Here is a 19,295-nt window from a genome sequence, read left to right on the forward strand (position 1 = left end):
GGGCGGCCGGGTTCAGGCGGATGCGTGGGCGCGGAGTGCCTTGTGGGCGACCTGGAGGGCGGCGCGGTCGGCGAGGGCCTGCACGAGCGGGGTGGAGGCGAGCCAGGTGAGCGGGTCGGCCACGATCGCGTCGGCCTCGTGCGAGGCGGAGGCGAGGACATCGTCGTAGGCCGAGGTGTGGCGGGAGGGCAGAGGGACCTTGGTGAGGGTCTTGGCGGCGGCCAGGGCGATGCCTTCTGCGTGCCGCTCCAGGAAGACGAGGGCGTTGCGGGCGTATCGGGGCTCCATGCCCGCGATCTCGATCCTGTGGTTGTGGTGGTCGATCCAGACCCGGTCCTGCTGAAGGCGGCTGTACCAGGTGTCCATGGGGTGTCCTTCTGGGGTCAGGCGTAAGCGCGGAAGAGGGCTTTGGCGAGCGGGGTGGAGGTGATCCAGGCGCGTGGGTCGGGCAGGGCGCGGGCGGCTTCCTGGAGCGGCGTCGGCCGGGCAGGCTCGGCGGCGAGGGCGGTGTCCGGGGTGCCGAAGATGTGCTGGATCACGTCGTTGGTGATGACGTCGGCGTTGATCTCCAGCCACGCCCGCGCCATGCACGTGTCGTAGATCTCCATGTTGCGGAGGGGCTGGGCGCGGCCGTACGGGTCGATCCACGTCTCTGTCTGGTGGAGGTGGGTCAGCCAGTCCACGGGCCGGATCGGCACGGCCGGTTGGGCGGCACGTCGGGGGTGGAGCGGCCACAGGACGTGGACGGTGTCTCTGTGCCAGGCGTCGTCAGCCCACACGCCGAAGTGGTCGTCGCCGTCCGGGTCGTAGTAGCGGTGGTCCATGACGGGGTCGATCGGCGAGTACAGGCCGTCGTCGTCGATGCGGTCGGTGGGGATGACGACCGGCAGGGTGGCGTCGACCAGTCCGGCGTAGGCCAGGCTCTTGGCGAGTTGGGCGGTCGTGGGGGCCTTACGGATGTCGCTGGCGGTGGGGTCGGTGTCAGGGTTGGCCATCGTGAGGGCGGCGACGGCCGGGCCGTCGCTCGGGTCGCGGGTGAGGCTGCCCACCGGCACGAGGTGGTCGTCGGACTCGATGGTCTTGAAGTGGCCGAAGCGGATGGTCGAGGCGAGCGGGCGGGCCCATGCATCGGTGGGGGACGACACCATGACGGGCAGGGGTGTGTGCCAGTCGTAGGCGTTGAGCGCGGCCAGGGCGGCGCGCAGCAGCGCGACGGTAACGATCACAGGGGTTGCACTCCAGGCGTGGGGAGGGTGCCCCGCCCGGGAGTAGTCGGGCGGGGCCGGGGTGAGGTTCGGGGGTTAGGCGATGGCGGCGTACAGGCGGTCGGTGTCGAGGCCGACCTTGTGCGCGGCGGTGATGGCGGCCATGACGATCTCGGTGGGCCACTCGACCGTGAACGTGGTCTCGGCGATGCTGCCGTGGTGGTAGGTCTCCTGGCCGTCGCGGATCTCGCCGGGGCCGAAGTTGCGCAGGGTGACGTCGCCGCTGCCTTCGTGGATCTCGACCTGGATGCCGTGGGCGCGGTAGACGCGGGTGTAGACCGCGTCGTAGGTGCCCATCTCCTCGGGGTCGATGCCGTGGTCGATGAAGTTGAGGGCGGTCAGCTCGGCGGCGAGGTGACCGGCGTAGGGGCGCATCGGGTTGGCGCTCATGGGGTGCCTTTCGTTCCTGGGGCTTGTGGTGTGAGGTCGGGGCCGCATCCCCTCACTCACGCTTAAAAGCGTAGGGGTTATTTACTTACCTGTCTAGTGGGGCGGGCCGAGACGATGGAAAAGCGCCTCAAGCTCGACCAGCCGCTCGCAGTCCTCTCCCGGCTCATCCACCAGGAGCGCCAGCACCGCCACGTCATGAGGCGTCAGGCGCGCCCCCGGCTTCCCCGCCCGCGCGGCTGCCGCGACCGGCCTCAAGATCGTGGTGAACGTCTCCAACCGCGCCGCGAGCCGGGCCCGCTCCCGCTCCCCCGCCCTGCGCCCGCACCGCATCCCCGCCAGACATGCGAGGTACGCGGCCGCCGCCACCACCGGTGCCACCGCCACGAACCAGCGCAGCCCCTCCTCCACCAGGTCGCTCCCGCTCACGGCCGCTCCCAGTGCAGATCGAGGTAGTGCCGGTGCTGGCCAGCACGCGCGGCCTGGCCGGTGGCGGCCGGCTGCCACTGGCCGCGCGTCGGGCAGGGCCGCAGTGCGCACCGCCACCGAGGAGCGGGCGCGGCCGCGGGGGCGGTGCGGGGTGTGGTCTGGGTCATGGCGGGACGTGTATCTCAATCACACGCTTACGTCCTGCCGTGCTGGTCAACGCGACGTAAGCCCGATTGGCCCCTACTGTCCGCCCGGGTCCCCAACCTGACACGCCCGCAGCCGCTGACGGCTGCTGCGGGTGCCGAGTGGCTTAGGGGGGACCCGCATGGGTGCCGAGAACGTCTTTATCCCGCAGCAGGCCCGGCTGTGGCTCGCCCCGGTCGGCACGGGCGCCCCGGACGGGCCCGCGGCGACGATGCCGGACAACTGGTACGACATCGGCCTGTTCACGCCCGACTCCTACAACTGGAAGACCGACCCCAAGTTCGAGGAGACCCGCGCGCACCAGAGCAACTACGCGGTGCGGCGTTGGCAGACCGAGGACGCGGCGACGATCGAGGTCAACCTTTTGGAGTGGACCCTGAAGTCGTTTCAGGCCGTCTACGGCGGTGGCACGATCGAGAAGGTCACCCCCAGCGGCGGCGGGGCGGCCTACTACAAGTTCACCCCTCCGGCGATCGGCACCAGGGTCGAGGTCGCCGCGTGCATCGAGCTGATGGACGGCACGCGCAAGATTCGCCGCATGGTGCCGCGCGCGCAGCAGGTGGAGGGCGTCGAGCAGTCGTTTGAGAAGACCAGCGCCAGCACGCTGCCGCTGCGCATGTCCGTTCTGGGCGGCGACATCGGCGCGCCCTACTACGACATGATGAACGGCGAGTGGGCGGCGTTCACGCCTCCCACCACCCCTCCGCCGCCCGAGACTCCGTAAAGCACCGTCTGAAGGGGCCCATCGCGTCTGCGGCGGGCCCTTCTGCCGTCTCCGGGCCGGGCCTGGCGGGGAGGGCTACATTGGCTGAGGTGAAGGCGATGGACCAGCCCGTCGACGTCGTGACCGAGCCCGACGACGACACCCCGTACCCGCTCGGCAGGCCCGTCTCTTTCGCGTGGGACCGCCCGGACGGGCGACGCGTCTACAAGGTGCGGGAGATCCTCCGCAGCTGGGCCACCGCCCGCCAGTGGTGGACCGACACCCTGCTGTACGAAGCGCCGCTCGACGTCTGGCACTACCAGCTCGAAGCTCAGTCCGCTCAGGGCGCCGGCGTGCTCCTGCTCACCCTCGACGTGGCGCGCGAGAAGTGGGTCCTGGCGGGGTTCGAAGACTGATCGGAGCTTCCCATATGGGAGGCCCTTCGAGTTCTCCTGGCAGGACGCTAGGCGCGGCTTGCTCTACCGTCCGCCCCGACCAGCCCGCCCGATGATGGAGGACTACGGGGATGCTCGAGCTCGACCTTGACTCCGCCCGCGCCGAACGCGGCGCGGCCGCGGCTGCCTTCTTCCCACTCCGCTTCCGCGGAGAGCAGATCTGCATGCTGCCGACCGAGCTGCCGCTCGATGTGCTCGAACCGCTTACCGAGATCGCCGTCGACATCCCTCTAGTCGTCCGTACGGCGATCGACGCCGCCAAGGGCCAGTCGCCCGAGCAGGCGACCATGTCCGTGCTCGACATGATTGTGGACCAGCTCATCATGAATAAGCGGCTGCCCGACCAGCTGATGGTCGCCGCCAAGAACATGGCCAGGCGGCTGCTCGGCGAGGACGGCTACACCCGGTTCCTGGCCGCCCGCCCTTCCGTCCCCGACGTGGTCGCCCTCGTCCAGGGGCTGATGAGGATCTACAGGCTGCGCCTGGGGGAATCCTCGCCGTCCTCCGGCTCCTCGAACGGTGGGACGATCTCGACGCCGACCTCGCCCACCACTATCCCGGCTTCGACTCCCGCGGAGCTTGGCGGCGCCCCGGCGAGCCCGGCTTCTTCGGAGTCCGTCGCCTCCTCGCCCGAGCTGACCGGCTTCCCCCCGATGCCCTCTTCCGCCTGACGGCAGAGCAGCGGGCTGATCCGTGGCCGCGCGAGCACGAGATCCTCACCCAAATCTTGGAGGAGCTCGCGGTGCTGGCGGCCGAGCATCGCAGGCCGAAGCCTCGCGAGGTGGCCCGCCCAGACTGGGTTACGGGCGGCGGTAAACGAGGTATGGATCGGGCTTTCGCGGTGATGGCTGCGACAACGCACGTCATTACGTGAGCACAGGGCGGTGCGGGGTTTCTCCCCGCACCGCCCTGTCGTCTATGAGGCCAGGAGCGCTGCGCTGTCGCGGATGCTGCCAACCGTCTGCGCTTGCGTCCCGCTCGTGCGACGTAAGGGGCCGAACCCGGCATTCTCCCACCCGGCTTTCGGGGGGAGGCTCGGGTGGACGAGCTGGGCGAGGGGATCGACGGCGGCCGGATCGACATCAAGGTCGTCGCCGATCTGTCAGAGGTCAACGAGGGGCGTCTTCAGCGCGACGTTGATCGGCGGGTGCGCCGGGTCAAGGCGAAGCTGCAGGCCGAGATTGACGCGCGCCGGGTCCAGGCGGAGGCGGAGGCGGCCGCGCGGGCCGCCGAGCGGCAGACGTCTGTCCGGTTGCGGACGTCCGTCGACCGGGCCGGGCTGCAGCGTGACCTCGACGAGGTCGGTCGCGGCGAGGTCCGGGTCCGGGTCACCGCCGACGTGGACGGCGGACAACTGCGTGACGACGTCGAGGCTGCCTCGCGTGACGCGGCCACCTCCGTGACGATCGACGCCGACACCTCGCCCGCCCGCGACGAACTTGACGGATTCCGCACCACCGCCCAGTCACCGATCACGCTGCCGTTCCGCATCGACATGCCCGACATGTCGCGGATCGGCGACTGGGCGGCGAAGCTCGCCATCGCCCCGGCCGTCGCTGCCGGGGTCGGGTTCCTGGTCGGCACGGTCGGCCAACTGACGGGCGGCTTGTTCGCGCTGGTGTCGGCTGCCGGGCAGGCGGGCGGCTCGCTGGCGATCCTGCCGGCTGCTGCCGGTGCGGCCGCGCAGGGCCTGGCCGGTCTGCTCGTCGGCCTGGCCGGGGTGGGCGGGGCGCTGGGTGCGCTGTCGCAGGCCGACCAGACGGCGGGCGCGTCGGCTGGGGCGGCGGCCGCCGCCCGGGAGGCGGCCGCGGCGCGGGTTGAGCAGGCGGCCGAGCGGATCAAGCAGGCCGAACGCCGGGTGCGTGACACGCGCGAGGGCCTGATCGACTCCAACCGGGCGGTGCGTGACGCGGAGGAGCGCGTCCGCGAGGCCATCGAGTCGGTGCAGGAGGCGCGCGAGAACTCGGGCCGGGTCGCTCAGGCGGTCGCCGATGCGGCCGAGCGGTCCTCGCGCCGGATCGCTGATGCCGAGCGCGGCTACGCCACGGCGGTAAAGGCGTCGCAGAAGGCGCAGGAGGGGCTGAACGAGGCACGCCGGGCGGCGAAGGAGCGGCTCGAAGATCTCGCGCTGGCGGTCAAGGGCGGGGCGCTGGATGAGGAGTCGGCGCAGATCGGGATCGAGCGCGCCAAGGAGCGCCTCGAGAAGGTGATGAAAGACCCTTTCGCGTCCGATCTGGACAAGCGCGAAGCGGATCTTGCTTTCCGGCAGGCGTTGCAGCGGCTGGAGGAGGTCAAGGAGCGCAACGGCGACCTGGCCGAGGAGAAGGCCGACGCCGACGCCCGCGGCGTCGAGGGGTCGAAGGAAGTACAGGCCGCGCAGGAGCAGCTCGCCGCTGCCCAAGAGCGGATCTTGGAGGCTGAGCGCGGCATCACCGAGGCGCGCAAGGACGCGGCGCGGCAGGCGGAGGACGGGGCGCGGCGGATCGCCGCCGCTGACGAGGCGATCATCGACGCCAAGCGGCGTGTCCGCGATGCGGAGGAGGCGCTGGAGCGGGCCCGCCGCTCGCGCCGCAACGCGGGCGAAGCCGCCGCCGACGCGCGGGCCGAGTTGGAGAAGGCGAAGAAGGCCAAGCATGCGGCGGAGAAGGCGGCCGCCCAACCTGCCTCCAGCGGCGGCGGCGGGGCGGATCCGGTCGCGATCGCGATGGCCAAGCTGTCGCCCGCGATGCGGTCGTTCGTCCTCTACCTGCACAACGTGGTTCGGCCGGAGTTGTCGCGGGTGCGGGAGGCGACGCAGGAGGCGCTCGCGCCCGGCCTGCAGGCTGGCGTGCGGGCCGCGCTGCCCTTGCTGGCCACGCTGCGCGGCAACCTGGCGATCACCGGGTCGACGCTCGGCGACATCGCCCGCGACTTCGGCAACTTCTTCGGCAGCAAGACGTTCAACGCGGACCTGTCGCAGATCATGGGCCGCAACAACCAGGCACTCAGCCTGTTCGGTAAGGCCGGCGTTTCGGCCTTCCGCGGCCTCACCGACGTGTTCGTGGTGCTGTCGCCGTTCGTCGTGAAGTTCGCCGACCTGGTCGCCGAAGGGGCCGACCGGTTCGCCGATCTGATGGCTGCCAACCGCGCGGACGGCAGCATGGAGGACTTCTTCGAGCGGGCGTGGGAGGCCGCCTCGAAGCTGTGGCGGATCGTCTCCAACCTCTTCGAGGGCATCGTGTCTCTCGCGGAGGCGGCCGCGCCGTCCGGGGGCACGCTGCTGGAGGACCTGGCGCAGGGCGCGGAACGGTTCGCGCAGTGGGCGGCTGATCCGGCGACGCAGGAGAAGGCGCGCGCCTTCTTTGACGGGCTCATCCCGGTGATGCGGGAGCTCGGTGGGCTGCTCAGCGATCTGGGCGGGCTGGCCAAGACGTTCACGCTCGGCCTCGACCCGGCCGCGTTGGAGTCGGTGCTCGGCGTCCTGCGGCTGATCGTCCAGGGTTTCGAGTCGCTGGCCGGGACCGAGATCGGCGCCGCCCTGGTCACCATCATCGGCCCGCTGGCGGCGCTGTTCCTGATCATCGCCAAGTTCGCCGGCCTCGGTAACGCGGTCAAGATGCTCGGCTTGGCCGCGAAGGGCATCGGGCTGCTGGCCAGGGCGCCGATCGGCGCGGTGAAGGCCGGGATGGGCGCGGCGGACTTCGTCGGCGGGTTGGGCGGCGGCGGCCGTGACGGCAAGGACGGGCAGCCGACCGGGGCGTCGAAGGCCGGTCGCGCGGTGGCATCCGGTGCGAAGGCGGCCGGGGGCGCGGTCGCCAAGGGCGGGGCTGCCATCGCGGGCGCGTTCGCTTCGCTGGCCCAGTCCAGCGCGCTGGACGTGGTGGCCGGGAGCCTGGCGACCAAGGTCAAGGGCGCGCTGTCCAAGCTGAATCCGACCAGCATGTTCCAGAAGATCAACCCGAAGGACCTGGTCGGCACCGTCACCAGCAAGATCAACCCTTCCGGGTGGTTCTCCAAGATCGACCCGAAGAGTCTGCTGTCGGCGGCGGGTGGCGCGGCCGCGTCGGGCGCGAAGGCGGGCGGCGGGGTCGCGGCCAGCGTGGGCGGCGCGATCGCCTCCGGCGCGGGCAAGGCCGCCGACTTCGCCAAGGACGGCGGCGCGAAGCTCGCCCAGTACGGCAAGGCGGCCGCGACCGCCGCGGCGGACGTCGGCAAGCTGGCCCTCTCCTACGGCGCTGTCGCCCTGCAGGCCGGGCTGGCGCAGGGCAAGCAGCTGCTCGTCGCTGCGGCGTCGGGTGTGGTCAAGGCCGCCACGGTGGCGTGGACGGGCGTGCAGTGGTTGCTGAACGCGGCGTTGAACGCCAACCCGATCGGCATCATCGTGCTGGCGATCGCCGCGCTGGTGGCGGGCGCCATCTGGGCCTACAACAACATCGAGTGGTTCCGCAACGCGGTCGACGCCGCGTGGAAGGCCATCTCGACGGCCGTGCAGTGGGCGTGGAATAACGTCATCAAGCCCGCCTTGGCCGCCTTGTGGGGCTACATCAAGAACACGCTGTGGCCGGTCATTCAGCAGTTGTGGACGGCGCTGATCAAGCCGACGTGGGAGAACATCTCCAAAGCGATCAAGTCGGCGTGGGACGGCGTCATCAAGCCCGCCCTGTCGGCCCTGTGGGGGTTCATCAAGAACACCCTCGGCCCGGCCATGGCGTGGCTGTGGAACAACGCCATCAAGCCCGCCTGGGACGGCATCGGTAAGGCCATCGACTTCGTGTGGACGAAGGTCATCAAGCCTGGTCTGTCGGCTTTTTGGCTGTTTATCAGCGAGACCCTGCCGGGCGCCTTCAAGAAGGCCGTCGCCTTCATCGACAAGGTGTGGCAGGGCTTGAAGGAGATCGCGAAGGCGCCGATCAAGTTCATCGTCGAGACCGTCTACAACCAGGGCATCGTCAAGGCCTGGAACTGGATCGCCGAGAAGGTCGGGCTCGGCAAGCTGCCAACCGTCAACCTCGGGTTCGCGCGTGGCGGCATCGTCCCGGGGGGCTCCTACGGCGTGCTGCCGGGCTACGCGCCGGGCCGCGACACCATGCTCGCCGCCGTCTCTCCCGGCGAGGCGTGGCTACGGCCGGAGGCGGCCCGCTGGCTCGGCTCCGGCTGGATCGGCGCGGTCAACGATGCTGCCCGCAGGGGCAGGCTGCAGCGCTTCGCGAAGGGCGGCACCGTCAAGAAGGAAGGCGGCGGCAACTCCTGGACTGACTGGTTCAAGAAGGGCGCGGTCTACTTCGCTGAGAAGGCGCTGTCGCCGCTGAAGGCGTTGGCCTTGTCGGGGGCGGGCTCGAAGACCGGCTGGCAGCAGATGGTCGGCCGTATCCCGGTGTCGCTGATCGACGGGTTCATCGGCTGGCTGCGCTCCAACGCCCCCGCCAGCGGCGGCAAGCAGCAGAAGGCGTACGCGCGCGGCGGCATCGTCCCCGGGGGGTCCTACGGCGTGCTGCCGGGCTACGCGCCCGGCCGCGACACCATGCTCGCCGCTGTCTCTCCCGGCGAGGCGTGGCTACGGCCGGAGGCGGCCCGCTGGCTCGGGTCGGGCTGGATCGGTGCGGTCAACGATGCCGCCCGCAGGGGCCGACTCGACCACTACGCCAACGGCGGCGTCGTCGGCACCAGCTCCGCGGACCTGTATCGGGCTTCCCGGTCGACGAGCCGGGCGCGGCCGGTCGACCAGCAGCAGGGCGGCGCCGGTGGCGGCAACGCGACGGTGATCATCCATCCGCAGCCCGGCCAGGACGAGATCTCGATCGGCAATCAGGCCGCGCGCCGCCTCGGCGCCCTGGTCAAGTAAGGAGTCCACGTTGGGTGTCATCCACCAGGCCTACACATTCGGGCACTCGTCCTCGACGACGACGAGTCTCACCTTCCCCGCGGTCCAGGCAGGGCACCGCATCGTGGTCATGGTCGCCGCCTTCAACACGCCCTCGATGCTCACTTCCGGGTACGTCAGGCACGCGGCCGCGGACGGCTACGACCACGCCCACATCTACTCACGGGTCGCGACCGGTGGCGAAACCCGCGTCGACGTGTCGGTGAGCGCGGGCGGCGACGGCGTGATCCTTTTCCTGCAGGTCCGCGACGACTGCCGCGACGTGCTTTTCGCCACCAGCGGCAACGCGGACTCAGCAGCCACCACCATCAGCTGCGACCCGGTCAACGTGCCCGCAGGCGTCGGCGCCGTGTTCGGCGTCTTCGAACGGACGGGCACCGGCGCTGTCACCCCGAATAGGTGGACGCCGGCCATGACCGAGAACACCGCCAGTCCAGGCGGGTTCTCCTCCACGCAGAACACCGCGCAGTTCTACATCAGCCCGATGCCCCCACCGGGCATGACGACGATCACCAACGAGATGAACGGCGCAGGGCGGGCACAGGCGGCGTTCGTCGGGTTCGGCGTCACCGACGTGGTCGCCCCCACTTCGCCGCCGAACCTGCGCGCCACCAACGTGACCGACACCGCGGTGACGATCGCGTGGGATGCAGCCAGCGACGACAAGGCCGTCACCGGGTACGGCCTCTACCTGGACGGAGCGAAGAAGGGCGGCGACCAGAGCGCGCTCACCTACACCTTCACCGGCCTGACCAAGGGGCAGACGTACGCGCTCAGCGTGGACGCCCGCGACGCTGCCGGAAACAGGTCGGCCAAGAGCACGATCAGCGTGCTCGCGGTCACCGACACCACCCCGCCGACCACGCCCGCGAACCTGCGGGTGGCCGCGCTGGCCCACACCAGCGCCACCATCGTGTGGGAGCCCTCCCTCGATGACGTGGGCCTGTCGGGGTACGGCATCTACCTGAACGGAGCGAAGAAGGGCGGCGACCAGCCCGACCTGGAGCACACCTTCACCGGCCTGGCGCGCGGCAGCAGCCACACGGCGGGGGTGGACGCGGTCGACGCCAGCGGCAACCGGTCGCCTATCGCGGCCGTCGACTTCGTCACGCTGGCCGACACGCTGCCCTCGGCGCCGCCCGGCCTGACCGCCACACCCGGCGTCGACCAGATCACCCTGGCGTGGCAGGCCGCCACCGACGATCTGGGGATCGCCCGCTACGAGATCCTCCTCGACGGTGAGGTGACCGCCGCCACCAGCACGCTCGGCCACGTCATCGAGGGCCTGGACCCGGCCAGCTTCTACCAGGTCGGGGTGCGGGCGGTCGACGACGGCGGCGGCCGCGGCCCGCTCGCCGAAACTGAAGCGTTCACGCTGTCGGCCGACTGGGTGCCGCTCGCGACGCCCGTCTACCGGCTGGAGGGGTGGACCGGGAACGCCCGCGACGCTCACGGCGTCGACTGGGTGGTCGAGCGGGAAGAGGGTTGGTCTTCCTCCGCCGACGTCCTGGCACTGGATGCCGAGTCGGACTCGAGCGACGGCGGCTTCTCCGGGCCCGGCACCTACGGCGGGAGGCTGATCACGTTGGAGGGGACGGCGGTCGCCGCCTCGCGGCGGGAGATGCTCGCGGCGCAGGAGCGGATGACGTCGGTGCTGTATCCCCGCCAGCTGGGCACGCTGCGGGTCCAGGAGCGCGAGCGGACCCGGCAGGCTCGGGTACGGCTCGACAGCGCCGTGGAGATCGTCGACCGCGGCTCGGTCGCGTTCGGGTGGGTGTTGACGGTGAAAGCGCCGGACCCGCGCCGTACGGCGGTGCGGCCGATCTACCGCGAGGTGGCGGTGCCGGTGCTGCCGGGCTCAGCGTCCGGTGAGGTGTTCCTGGCGGGCGACTACCCGTGGATTCCGGCGCGGATCCAGGTGTGGGGGCCGATCAAGGACTTCACGATCACGCACGAGCAGACCGGCCTGGTGATCCGGTCGAAGCCTGGCGTGAGCTTGCCCGCAGACTCGAGGTACAGCCTCGACATCGACCTGGCCACGCGGCAGGTGTGGGCGTTCGTGCCTCCGGATGTGTGGCCGGAGCCTCGGCCGGGGCGGGGCATGCTCGGCTCGTTCCCGGCGCGGTTCGCGCTGCAGAACGGGCCGAACACGATCGTGTTGGCTGGTCAGCCGGTGGCGGGCCAGACGGGGACGCCGCGCATGGTGGTCCAGGCGTGGGACGCATGGCGGTGACCAGCGGCGGGGATGGCGGGGTGAGTGTGCTGCTGGCGTCGCGGCGGCCGCACCTGGCGGTCGGCGCGCTCGCCCAGATCGCCGGGCAGGTCGGCGTGCAGGTGGAGGTGGTGCTCGCCGCGCACGGCTGGGCGGACCGGGCAGCGGGCATGGTGTCGGGCGCGGGCGTGCCGGTGACGGTCGTCGACGTCGACGAGGCGGTGCCGTACGGCGGTGTGGTGCAGGCCGCGGCGGGGCGCGCGTCCGGGTCTTTGGTCAGCGTGTGGGATGACGACGACTGGTATGCGCCCACCTACCTGGCTGGCCTGCTCGCCGAGCGGCAGCGGGTCGGCGCGGATGTGGTGGGCGTGACGCTGCGCGAGTGGGTGTACGCCGCCGAGCATGACCGCACCTACTGGAGGCCGGGTCTGGTCGGCTGGTTTTGGCACGTGGCGGGCGGGTCGATCACGCTGCCTCGCGCACTGCTGGCCGAGGTGGGTGGCTTCCCCATGGTGGGGTCCGGCGTCGACGGGCTGGTGCTGGCCCGCCTGCGCGAGATGGGGGCGGGCATCTACCGGGCGGACGGGCGCAACTACCTGCGCAGGAGGATGCGGCCCGAGTGGCACACCTGCCAGACGCCCACAGCAGGCTGGATCAGCGGTGCCGCTCTGTCGTGGCCGGGGGTGCGGCCGGGCTGGACCGTGCCGGAGGAGGAGCTCGCCCAGGCCGTTCAGGCGTAGCCCCACGCTTCGCAGACGGGGCGCAGCACGTGGGGGATGCGGCTCGGCGGCGGGAGCGGGCGGCCGGTCTGGATGCGGCCGCTGTTGATGTTGTCGCTCCAGTCGCCGAACCCGCGACGGAACGGGCCGTGCCCGTGCTGGCCGTAGTTGAGCATGGCCGGCTCGAAGGGTTCGCCGAGGTGGTCGCAGACGCGGGCGACATGCGCGGCGGGGTCGGCGACGAGCTGTTCGTAGCGGACGGTGATGCCGGGCAGGGCGGCCCGTGCGGCGTCGAGGGCGGTCATGAATGTGAGCAGGTGAGCGGCGGAGGCGTCCGGGCCGTGGTCGGTGGCGTCGACCCACGATTGCAGGATGTTGGCCGGGTGGCGCAGCAGGAACACCCATCGGGCGTCCGGCCAGCAGGCGGCGAGCCGCTCCCACGCCAGCACGTCGCCGGGGCTCTTGTGCACGATGCGCGGCTTGCCGGAGCGCTGGAGTTCGGCGTGCAGGACCCGATCCCACAGCAGATGCTCCAGGTCCTGCCGGGTGCGGACCTGGCGGAGCTGCCCTTCGACTACGCCGAATGGCACGTCCACGGTGATCTTGTTGAGGGTGATTTCGTGCGGGGCGTGGAGTCGGCTGTGACTTCCCAAGACGGCGCGCAGCAGGGTGGAGCCCGACCTGGGGGCCGACAGCAGCATGGTCGGCGCGGCCAGCAGGCGCGGCAGGCCGGAAGCGACGGTAACCGCATCCGTCCGTAGCATGCCCGGCTGCTGATCATCATCCATGCCGGGAGGGTACTGACAGTGGCAGTTAGTGTTTCGGGAGCGAGCCCGCCCATGGTGACCGGCTCCTACGGGATGGCGGCCACGCAGCCGTTCGACGCGCCCGCGGGCGCTCTGCTGGTGGCAGGCTACGCGGGCTCCGGCGGCGACATCCCCGTGGCCTCTGGCATCACGTGGACGCTCCGCAAGGAGTCAGTGAACAAGCGGGCGAAGCTGTGGACGGCGCCCGTCCCGACAGCCAAGCCGGGCCTGCAGGTGACGCTCACGGGCAGCAACCCGATCGGCGGATTCAAGGTGTGGCTGGTGACCGGCCACGAGCCAGGAACGTACGTGGGCCGCTCCGGCGCCAACACGTCCACCACCAACAACGCGACCGTCACCGGGTATGCCGCCACCCGTTTGGGCAGTCTCGGCTTTTGCGTCGCCAACGAGCACAACACCACGGGGAGCGCGACCGCCCGGCCGTCGTCGACGGACGTCGCCGAGGGCTACACCATGGCGGAAATCTTCTCGGGCGCGGGCAATGGCCTGTTCGTGCGTAAAGCCGCAGCCGCGGCCGCCGCCGAGCAGGCCGTGACGTTCAACCTGGACGCGCCCGGCACCGCGGCCGCGAACTGGGAGTGGGCGGCGCTGGAGATCCTCGGCCCCGCAGACGCCGAGCCGCCGAGCACGCCGCCGAACCTGCGGGTTGTCGAGGTCACCGGTACTTCGCTCACCGTGGGCTGGGATCCCTCCACCGACAATCTCGGCGTCTCCGGCTACGGCGTGTGGCTGGACGGGGCCAAGGTCGCCGGGCCCTGACCGGTGCACGAAGACGAGAAAGCAGTCAGTGAGAAGGGGGCGCAGGGATGGCAACAATCGTTGAGGGCTTTGAGTCGCCCACGCCAGCGGTGGCCAGGTCGGGAACCTGGGTGCGGGACACCAGCCAGAAGTTCGCGGGCTCATACGCGCTGAAGTCCGAAGACATCGGAGACAGTGGGACCTCCGACTGCGTGATGACCCTCCCGGCGGGCGCGAGCACCATCCGCTTCCACTACAAGGTGTCCAGCGAGGGCAACTACGACTTCTTCCGCTTCTTCGTGAGCGGGGACCCGAACGAGAAGTTCTCCGCCGCGGGCGAGGTCGCATGGACGCAGAGCGGCGTCTACAACGTGTCGAACGCCAGCACCGTCACCTTCCGCTTCAGCAAAGACGGCAGTAGCTCGGTCGGCGCTGATGCTGCGTGGATCGACAACGTCACGATCGAGTACACCCCGCCTGACCCGGCGCCACCCACCGCGCCGACCGGGCTGCGAGTCACCTCGATGTCGGCGACCGACGTCGTGCTGGCGTGGGAGGCCTCCACCGACAACGTCGGCGTCGCCGGGTACGGCGTGTATCTCGGCGGGGTCAAGCAGGGCGGGGACCTGGCCGGGCTGACGCGCGCCGTGACCGGGCTCGCGGCGGGTACCAGCTACACGCTGGCAGTCGATGCGGTCGACGCGGCAGGCAACCGATCGCCGAAGGCCGAGCTCGTGCAGGCCACGCCGGGCGCGCCTGCGGGCGGCAGCTTGTCGCGGACGTTCCTCGGCCTGGTGCCGGGACGCACCTACAAGGTGGAGGTCGACGCCGTCGACACGGTCGGCAACCGGTCGGCGAAGGCCGTCTTGAACGCCTCCACCGACTCCGAGCCGCCCACCGTCCCGCCGAACCTGCGGGTCACGGCCGTGTCGGGCACCCAGGTGTCGGTGGCGTGGGACGCCTCGACCGACGCGGTGACCGGCGTGGCCGGGTACGGCGTGTGGCTCGACGGCGTGCAGGCCGCCACAACCCACGCGGGGCTCGGCTGGACCTTCGACGGGCTCACCCCCGGCGCCACCTATCTGGTGGAGGTCGACGCGGTCGACGGCGCCGGGCACCGCTCGGCGAAGGCGTCGCTGACGGTGCAGGCGGAGATCGACGAAGAGCCGCCGCAGGCGCCGCCCGCGCTGCGGGTGGCCAGCGCAGGCCCGTACACGCTCACCGTCGCCTGGGAAGCCGCCTCCGACAACGTCGGCGTCGCCGGGTACGGCGTGTATCTCGACGGCGTGCTCGCCCAGCAAGTCGTCGGGCTGTCCTTCTCCTTCTCCGACCTGACCCCGCAGACCACCTACCAGGTGGCGGTCGACGCGGTCGACGCCACTGGCAACCGGTCGCTGCGGGCGCAGCTCACCCACGTGTCGCCTGCCGACGCGCCGCCCGAGCCGCCGCCGAACCTGCGCGTGACCGCCGTGTCCTACACCGCGTGGTCGGTGGCGTGGGACGCCGCCACCGACGACGTCGGGGTCGTCGGCTACGACCTGGCGGTGGACGGCCAGATCGTGTTCTCCAACGAGAACGTGCTCGAGTACGCGAAGGCGGGGCCGCTGCCGGATGACACCGCCTACGCGGTGCAGGTGTGGGCGGTGGACCGGATCGGGCAGCGCTCGAACCCGGCCGTGCTGACGGTGCGGACCCTCAACGACGAGGACCCGACTGCCCCGCCGTTCACGTTCTCGGTGGGCGAGGACTGGGTGGATGTGGCGTGGGGGCCCTCCAGCGACGACTTCGGCGTGGTCGGCTTCGAGGTGATGGTCGACGGGGAGGTGGTGCATTCCACTCCCGGCACGGACTACACGGTGGATGGGCCTGTCACTCGCCGCCGCCGCGTCACTGGCCTGTCGCCCGGCCTCGACTACGCGCTGCGGGTCGCGTCGGTCGACACCATCGGGCAGCGGTCGCTGGACAACTCGGTGACCGTGCGAACGGTGGCTGTGCCGTACCTGCCGCTCGACACGCCGGTGTACCGGCTCGGCGGCTGGGCGGGCAACGTCCGCGACGCGCACGGCGTGGACTGGGTGGTGGAGAAGGCAACTGGGTGGGCGTCCGCGCCTCCGGTGCGGCCGGTCTCGGCCACGCTCGGCGGCGTGGATGGCGCCTGGTCGGGCGCCGGGCAGTACGGCAGCCGCGTGATCACGCTCGAAGGGGTGGCGGTCGCCGACTCGCCGGCTGCGATGGAGGCGGCCAAACAGCGGATGGTCGGCATGCTTCATCCGCGCGAGGCGGGGCTACTGCGGGTCGAGGACGCGTTGCGGGTCAGGCAGGCGCGGGTACGGCTGGCCGGCCAGATCGAGGCCGTCGACGACGGCCCGCTCGCGTTCCGCTGGTCGTTCACGGTTAAGGCGTCCGACCCGCGCCGCTACGCCACCCACCCGGTGTCGGCGTCCGCGCTGGTCGCCTCTCTGCCCGGGGAGTCCTCGCTTACGTTGACGATGGCGGGCACCTATCCGCAGATCCCTGCCCGGATGCGCCTGTACGGGCCCGTGAAGGACTGGACGATCACCCACGAGGAGTCCGGGACGGTGATGCGGGCCATGACCGGCTCCAGCCTGCCCGCCGACCCGCGCTACAGCCTCGAGTTCGACCTGGCCACCCGGCAGGTCCTGGCGCATGTGCCGCCCGAGGTGTGGCCGGTGCCGCGGCCAGGCAGGAGCGCGGTGGCGCATCTGCCCGCGTGGTTCATGCTGCTGCCCGGCATCAACACGCTCACCCTGGCCGGTCAGCCGCTCGCCGGCGCCTCGGGCGGCCCCCGCCTGGTCGTGGCGGCGTACGACGCCTGGGTGTAGCCCGGACCTGGGCGAAGCGACCTAAGCCCCGCATCTCGGCATCCTCCCCTGCGGCACATCGCTCAAGGGATATCCGGGGGGATCCTGTGGGGCTGGTCAGGTTCATCACGCCGTACACCACGACGTCACCGGCAACATCGCACACCTACTTCTACGGCAGCATCAGCCCTGGCAACAGGATCGTCCTGTTCGTCCAGTCGTATGCGGGCGTGTCCAGCATCTCGGGCGGGTTCACGGAGCATGAGTGGGCGTCCAACACGCTCGGCATCCGGATGCTGTCCAAGGTGTCCTACGGCGGGGACTCGTCCGTCACCGTGTACACCACGGACTCGACCGACCGGATCTTCATCTGGGGCTACGAGCTGGACGACGCCGAGGTGTACTACGGCTCGGCCAGCGCCAAGGAAGGCGTCTCCTCCGCGTACTGGTCAGAGTCCGGGCTGCCGGACGGGTGCGTCGCCCTGATGGGCGTGTCGATGTACATCGCGGGGACCGACAACACCAGCGCCTCGTGGCCGTCCGGGTTCAGTAACAAGGGCTACACCTACCGGGACTGGTCCGATGGCGGCGGCTCTAAGCGGGTGTGGGGCGCCACCGCGGTCAACGAGTACGTGTCCGGCTCCATCTCGGTGTCCAAGCAGCTGATCAACAATCAGCCGATCGGGACGTCGTATGCGTGGGCGGGCGGCGTGTGGGGCCCGAACCCGGACAACACGCCGCCGACCGACCCGACCAACCTGCGGCTGACCGGGATGACTCCGACGTCGGTGACGGTGGCGTGGGACGCCTCCTCCGATAGCGGATCTGGGGTGTCGGGGTACACCACGTATCTGAACGGTGTGGCGAAGGGGTCGACGAGCAGCCGAACGGCGACGTTCTCGGGGCTGACCTCCGGGGTGTCGGTCACCATTCAGGTCGACGCCTACGACGGCAAGGGCAACCGGTCGGCCAAGGCCGAACTCGTGGTGACGCCGATCAACGACACCACGCCGCCCATCGTCCCGACCGTCCGGGTGACCGCCCTGGACGCGGGCAAGATCACCGTGGGCTGGGACACCCCCTATGACGAATCGGTGGTCGTCGGGTACGGCGTTTATCTGAACGGCACGAAGCAGGGCGCCGACCAGACCGCCCGCAGCAAGGCCTTCGCCGGCCTGTCCGCGGGGGCGCTGTACACGATCAGCGTCGACGCCATCGATCTGCTCGGCAACCGGTCGGCCAAGGGGACGCGGACGGTGCGGGCGCAGGCCGACCGGAACCCGCCGACGCTGCCCGGCAGCGTGTCCGTGGTCGCCACCTCCAAGACCGCCATCACTCTGGCGTGGAACCCCAGCAGCGACGACAACGTTGGCGTCGCCGGATACGGTCTGTACCTGGGCAGCCTGCGCGTCGCCGAGATCCCGTCCCGGGTGTACACCTTCACCGGGCTCACGCCCGGCGTCTCCTACACAGTGGGCGTCGACGCCGTTGACGAGCTCGGCAACCGCTCCAACCGGGTCATGCAGTCGGCCACCACGCTGGAAGACACCTCAGGCGACGCCCCGCCGTACGAATACGTCCTCTACGACTGGGACACCCACCTGCCGCTCGACAGCCTGCCACTCCAAAATGTGTCTTTCGAGATCACGTTGAACGGCAGTGGCCAGCTCACCGCCGACATCCCGCTCTACGACTCCGCGTACACGGTCGGCCGTATCACCGCAGCCACCCGCCCCGAACGGACCATGCTGCTCGTCTATCGAGGCGAGCAACTGGTGTGGGGCGGCCGCATCGTCGACCCCCAGGACTACGACTCCGGCTCCGGCGTCCTGAAGATCACCGCCGAGGAGTCCGTGGCGATCTATGGCAAACGGTACGTGGCCTTCACCGGCCCCCGCGCCGGCACTGTCCCTCACACGGAGGTGACGTGGCTGCTGGAGCACGCCGCCTCCCCCGCGGACCTGCGGTGGCTCACCTACGACGGCGTGGCAGGCACCGGCACCGTCGACCGCGAGTACCGCGCCGACGACTTCGTGCGCATCCTGGACACGGTCTCGGATGTGGCGGCCGCGCCGGGAGGGTTCGACTGGTACGTCAAGCCCGGGTGGGACGCCGTCAACGACCGGCCGCGGTTCGTGCTGCGCCGGGTCTCTCGCATCGAGCCGCCCGACACGGGGCTGACGCTGGAGTATCCGGGCAACGTGCGCGGCTTCTCCCGGTCGACGCGGCGCGGCCTGGCGACCAGGACGTGGGGGCAGCTGCGCCGCCCGGACGGCGGCGTGATGCTGTCCAGCGTCACCCGCAATGACCTGCTGTCGGACGGGTGGCCGCTGATCGAGGAGACGTGGCAGTTCGACGGGCTCACCTCGCAGGCGGCGCTCGACGCCGAAACACAGCGCGCGTCGGACGCGTCGGCCGGGGCGAAGCAGGTGTTCGAGTTCGTGCTGGCGATCAGCCCGGACGTGCGGTGGTGGCAGTGGGAGCTGGGCGGCATGGCTCGCGTCGTCATCACCGACCATCTGTATCCGGCGCAGCCGGACGGCGCTCCCGGCCTGGACCGGCCGATGAAGATCGTGTCGCTGAAGGTGCAGCCCGACAGCAATGACGGCGAGCTGGTGACGGTGACGACGGGCGAGCACACCGTCGCCGTCGACTAGCAGCGGAAGGAGGATCC

The 19,295-nt window shown here is 70.7% G+C and carries 15 protein-coding genes; 9 read left to right on the forward strand and 6 right to left on the reverse strand.

The genetic code is table 11. The features are described 5' to 3' along the window. Window positions 1-12 precede the first annotated feature (12 nt). From ABFX50_RS40970 to ABFX50_RS40990, 5 genes are all read right to left on the reverse strand, one after another. Window positions 13-366, reverse strand: coding sequence for a hypothetical protein (locus tag ABFX50_RS40970; RefSeq protein WP_346154443.1), 354 nt, complete (start codon window positions 364-366; stop codon window positions 13-15). A 17-nt stretch (window positions 367-383) separates the two neighbouring features. Continuing rightward, the gene (locus tag ABFX50_RS40975) at window positions 384-1,226 is read right to left on the reverse strand and encodes a hypothetical protein (RefSeq protein ID WP_346154445.1); all 843 of its coding nucleotides are present in this window, start codon (window positions 1,224-1,226) and stop codon (window positions 384-386) included. A 75-nt stretch (window positions 1,227-1,301) separates the two neighbouring features. After that, window positions 1,302-1,655 carry a hypothetical protein gene (locus tag ABFX50_RS40980; protein WP_346154447.1) on the reverse strand — a complete coding sequence of 118 codons (354 nt, stop codon included), beginning with the start codon at window positions 1,653-1,655 and terminating at the stop codon, window positions 1,302-1,304. A gap of 93 nt (window positions 1,656-1,748) precedes the next feature. Further along, window positions 1,749-2,081: a hypothetical protein gene (locus ABFX50_RS40985; protein ID WP_346154448.1), complete on the reverse strand. Its 333-nt coding sequence runs from the start codon at window positions 2,079-2,081 to the stop codon at window positions 1,749-1,751. After that, complete coding sequence (locus ABFX50_RS40990) at window positions 2,078-2,248, reverse strand: hypothetical protein (RefSeq protein ID WP_346154450.1); 171 nt, start codon at window positions 2,246-2,248, stop codon at window positions 2,078-2,080. The genes ABFX50_RS40985 and ABFX50_RS40990 overlap by 4 nt, the downstream gene beginning before the upstream one ends. 158 nt (window positions 2,249-2,406) lie before the next feature. Between ABFX50_RS40990 and ABFX50_RS40995 the strand changes: the two genes are divergently transcribed. The 6 genes from ABFX50_RS40995 (at window position 2,407) to ABFX50_RS41020 (ending at window position 12,255) form a co-directional block, all read left to right on the forward strand. Next, a complete protein-coding gene (locus ABFX50_RS40995; protein WP_346154452.1) occupies window positions 2,407-3,009 on the forward strand; it encodes a phage tail tube protein in 603 nt (200 codons plus the stop codon). Window positions 3,010-3,107: 98 nt separating this feature from the next. After that, window positions 3,108-3,404 (forward strand): DUF6504 family protein, encoded by a 297-nt coding sequence (locus tag ABFX50_RS41000; RefSeq protein ID WP_346154586.1) that lies wholly within the window; start codon window positions 3,108-3,110, stop codon window positions 3,402-3,404. A gap of 110 nt (window positions 3,405-3,514) precedes the next feature. Further along, window positions 3,515-4,114, forward strand: a complete 600-nt coding sequence (locus ABFX50_RS41005) for a hypothetical protein (RefSeq protein ID WP_346154454.1) — start codon at window positions 3,515-3,517, stop codon at window positions 4,112-4,114. Between the two features lie 368 nt (window positions 4,115-4,482). Further along, window positions 4,483-9,264 (forward strand): hypothetical protein, encoded by a 4,782-nt coding sequence (locus ABFX50_RS41010; RefSeq protein ID WP_346154455.1) that lies wholly within the window; start codon window positions 4,483-4,485, stop codon window positions 9,262-9,264. 10 nt (window positions 9,265-9,274) lie between these two features. Continuing rightward, window positions 9,275-11,536, forward strand: a complete 2,262-nt coding sequence (locus ABFX50_RS41015) for a fibronectin type III domain-containing protein (protein WP_346154457.1) — start codon at window positions 9,275-9,277, stop codon at window positions 11,534-11,536. A gap of 20 nt (window positions 11,537-11,556) precedes the next feature. Continuing rightward, on the forward strand, window positions 11,557-12,255 hold the full coding sequence (locus ABFX50_RS41020) for a hypothetical protein (RefSeq protein ID WP_346154459.1): 699 nt from the start codon (window positions 11,557-11,559) through the stop codon (window positions 12,253-12,255). On the opposite strand, the gene ABFX50_RS41025 is transcribed toward ABFX50_RS41020, so the two are convergent. Beyond that, window positions 12,246-13,022 (reverse strand): sulfotransferase family protein, encoded by a 777-nt coding sequence (locus ABFX50_RS41025; protein ID WP_346154460.1) that lies wholly within the window; start codon window positions 13,020-13,022, stop codon window positions 12,246-12,248. The genes ABFX50_RS41020 and ABFX50_RS41025 overlap by 10 nt on opposite strands. A gap of 18 nt (window positions 13,023-13,040) precedes the next feature. On the opposite strand from ABFX50_RS41025, the gene ABFX50_RS41030 reads away from it, so the two are divergent. The 3 genes from ABFX50_RS41030 (at window position 13,041) to ABFX50_RS41040 (ending at window position 19,278) form a co-directional block, all read left to right on the forward strand. After that, window positions 13,041-13,820 carry a fibronectin type III domain-containing protein gene (locus tag ABFX50_RS41030; protein WP_346154462.1) on the forward strand — a complete coding sequence of 260 codons (780 nt, stop codon included), beginning with the start codon at window positions 13,041-13,043 and terminating at the stop codon, window positions 13,818-13,820. 47 nt (window positions 13,821-13,867) lie between these two features. Next, a complete protein-coding gene (locus tag ABFX50_RS41035) occupies window positions 13,868-16,642 on the forward strand; it encodes a fibronectin type III domain-containing protein (protein WP_346154463.1) in 2,775 nt (924 codons plus the stop codon). A gap of 86 nt (window positions 16,643-16,728) precedes the next feature. Beyond that, the gene (locus ABFX50_RS41040; RefSeq protein WP_346154464.1) at window positions 16,729-19,278 is read left to right on the forward strand and encodes a fibronectin type III domain-containing protein; all 2,550 of its coding nucleotides are present in this window, start codon (window positions 16,729-16,731) and stop codon (window positions 19,276-19,278) included. Window positions 19,279-19,295: the final 17 nt, after the last annotated feature.

It is taken from the genome of Nonomuraea recticatena, assembly GCF_039533245.1.
Lineage (GTDB): Bacteria > Actinomycetota > Actinomycetes > Streptosporangiales > Streptosporangiaceae > Nonomuraea > Nonomuraea roseola.

What these genes read in the sequence shown, in the direction of transcription:
- ABFX50_RS40970 (WP_346154443.1), bottom strand. Translation starts at nt 366, where the DNA reads ATGGACACCTGGTACAGCCGCCTTCAGCAGGACCGGGTCTGGATCGAC.
- ABFX50_RS40980 (WP_346154447.1), bottom strand. Translation starts at nt 1,655, where the DNA reads ATGAGCGCCAACCCGATGCGCCCCTACGCCGGTCACCTCGCCGCCGAG.
- ABFX50_RS40990 (WP_346154450.1), bottom strand. Translation starts at nt 2,248, where the DNA reads ATGACCCAGACCACACCCCGCACCGCCCCCGCGGCCGCGCCCGCTCCT.
- ABFX50_RS40995 (WP_346154452.1), top strand. Translation starts at nt 2,407, where the DNA reads ATGGGTGCCGAGAACGTCTTTATCCCGCAGCAGGCCCGGCTGTGGCTC.
- ABFX50_RS41000 (WP_346154586.1), top strand. Translation starts at nt 3,108, where the DNA reads ATGGACCAGCCCGTCGACGTCGTGACCGAGCCCGACGACGACACCCCG.
- ABFX50_RS41005 (WP_346154454.1), top strand. Translation starts at nt 3,515, where the DNA reads ATGCTCGAGCTCGACCTTGACTCCGCCCGCGCCGAACGCGGCGCGGCC.
- ABFX50_RS41025 (WP_346154460.1), bottom strand. Translation starts at nt 13,022, where the DNA reads ATGGATGATGATCAGCAGCCGGGCATGCTACGGACGGATGCGGTTACC.
- ABFX50_RS41035 (WP_346154463.1), top strand. Translation starts at nt 13,868, where the DNA reads ATGGCAACAATCGTTGAGGGCTTTGAGTCGCCCACGCCAGCGGTGGCC.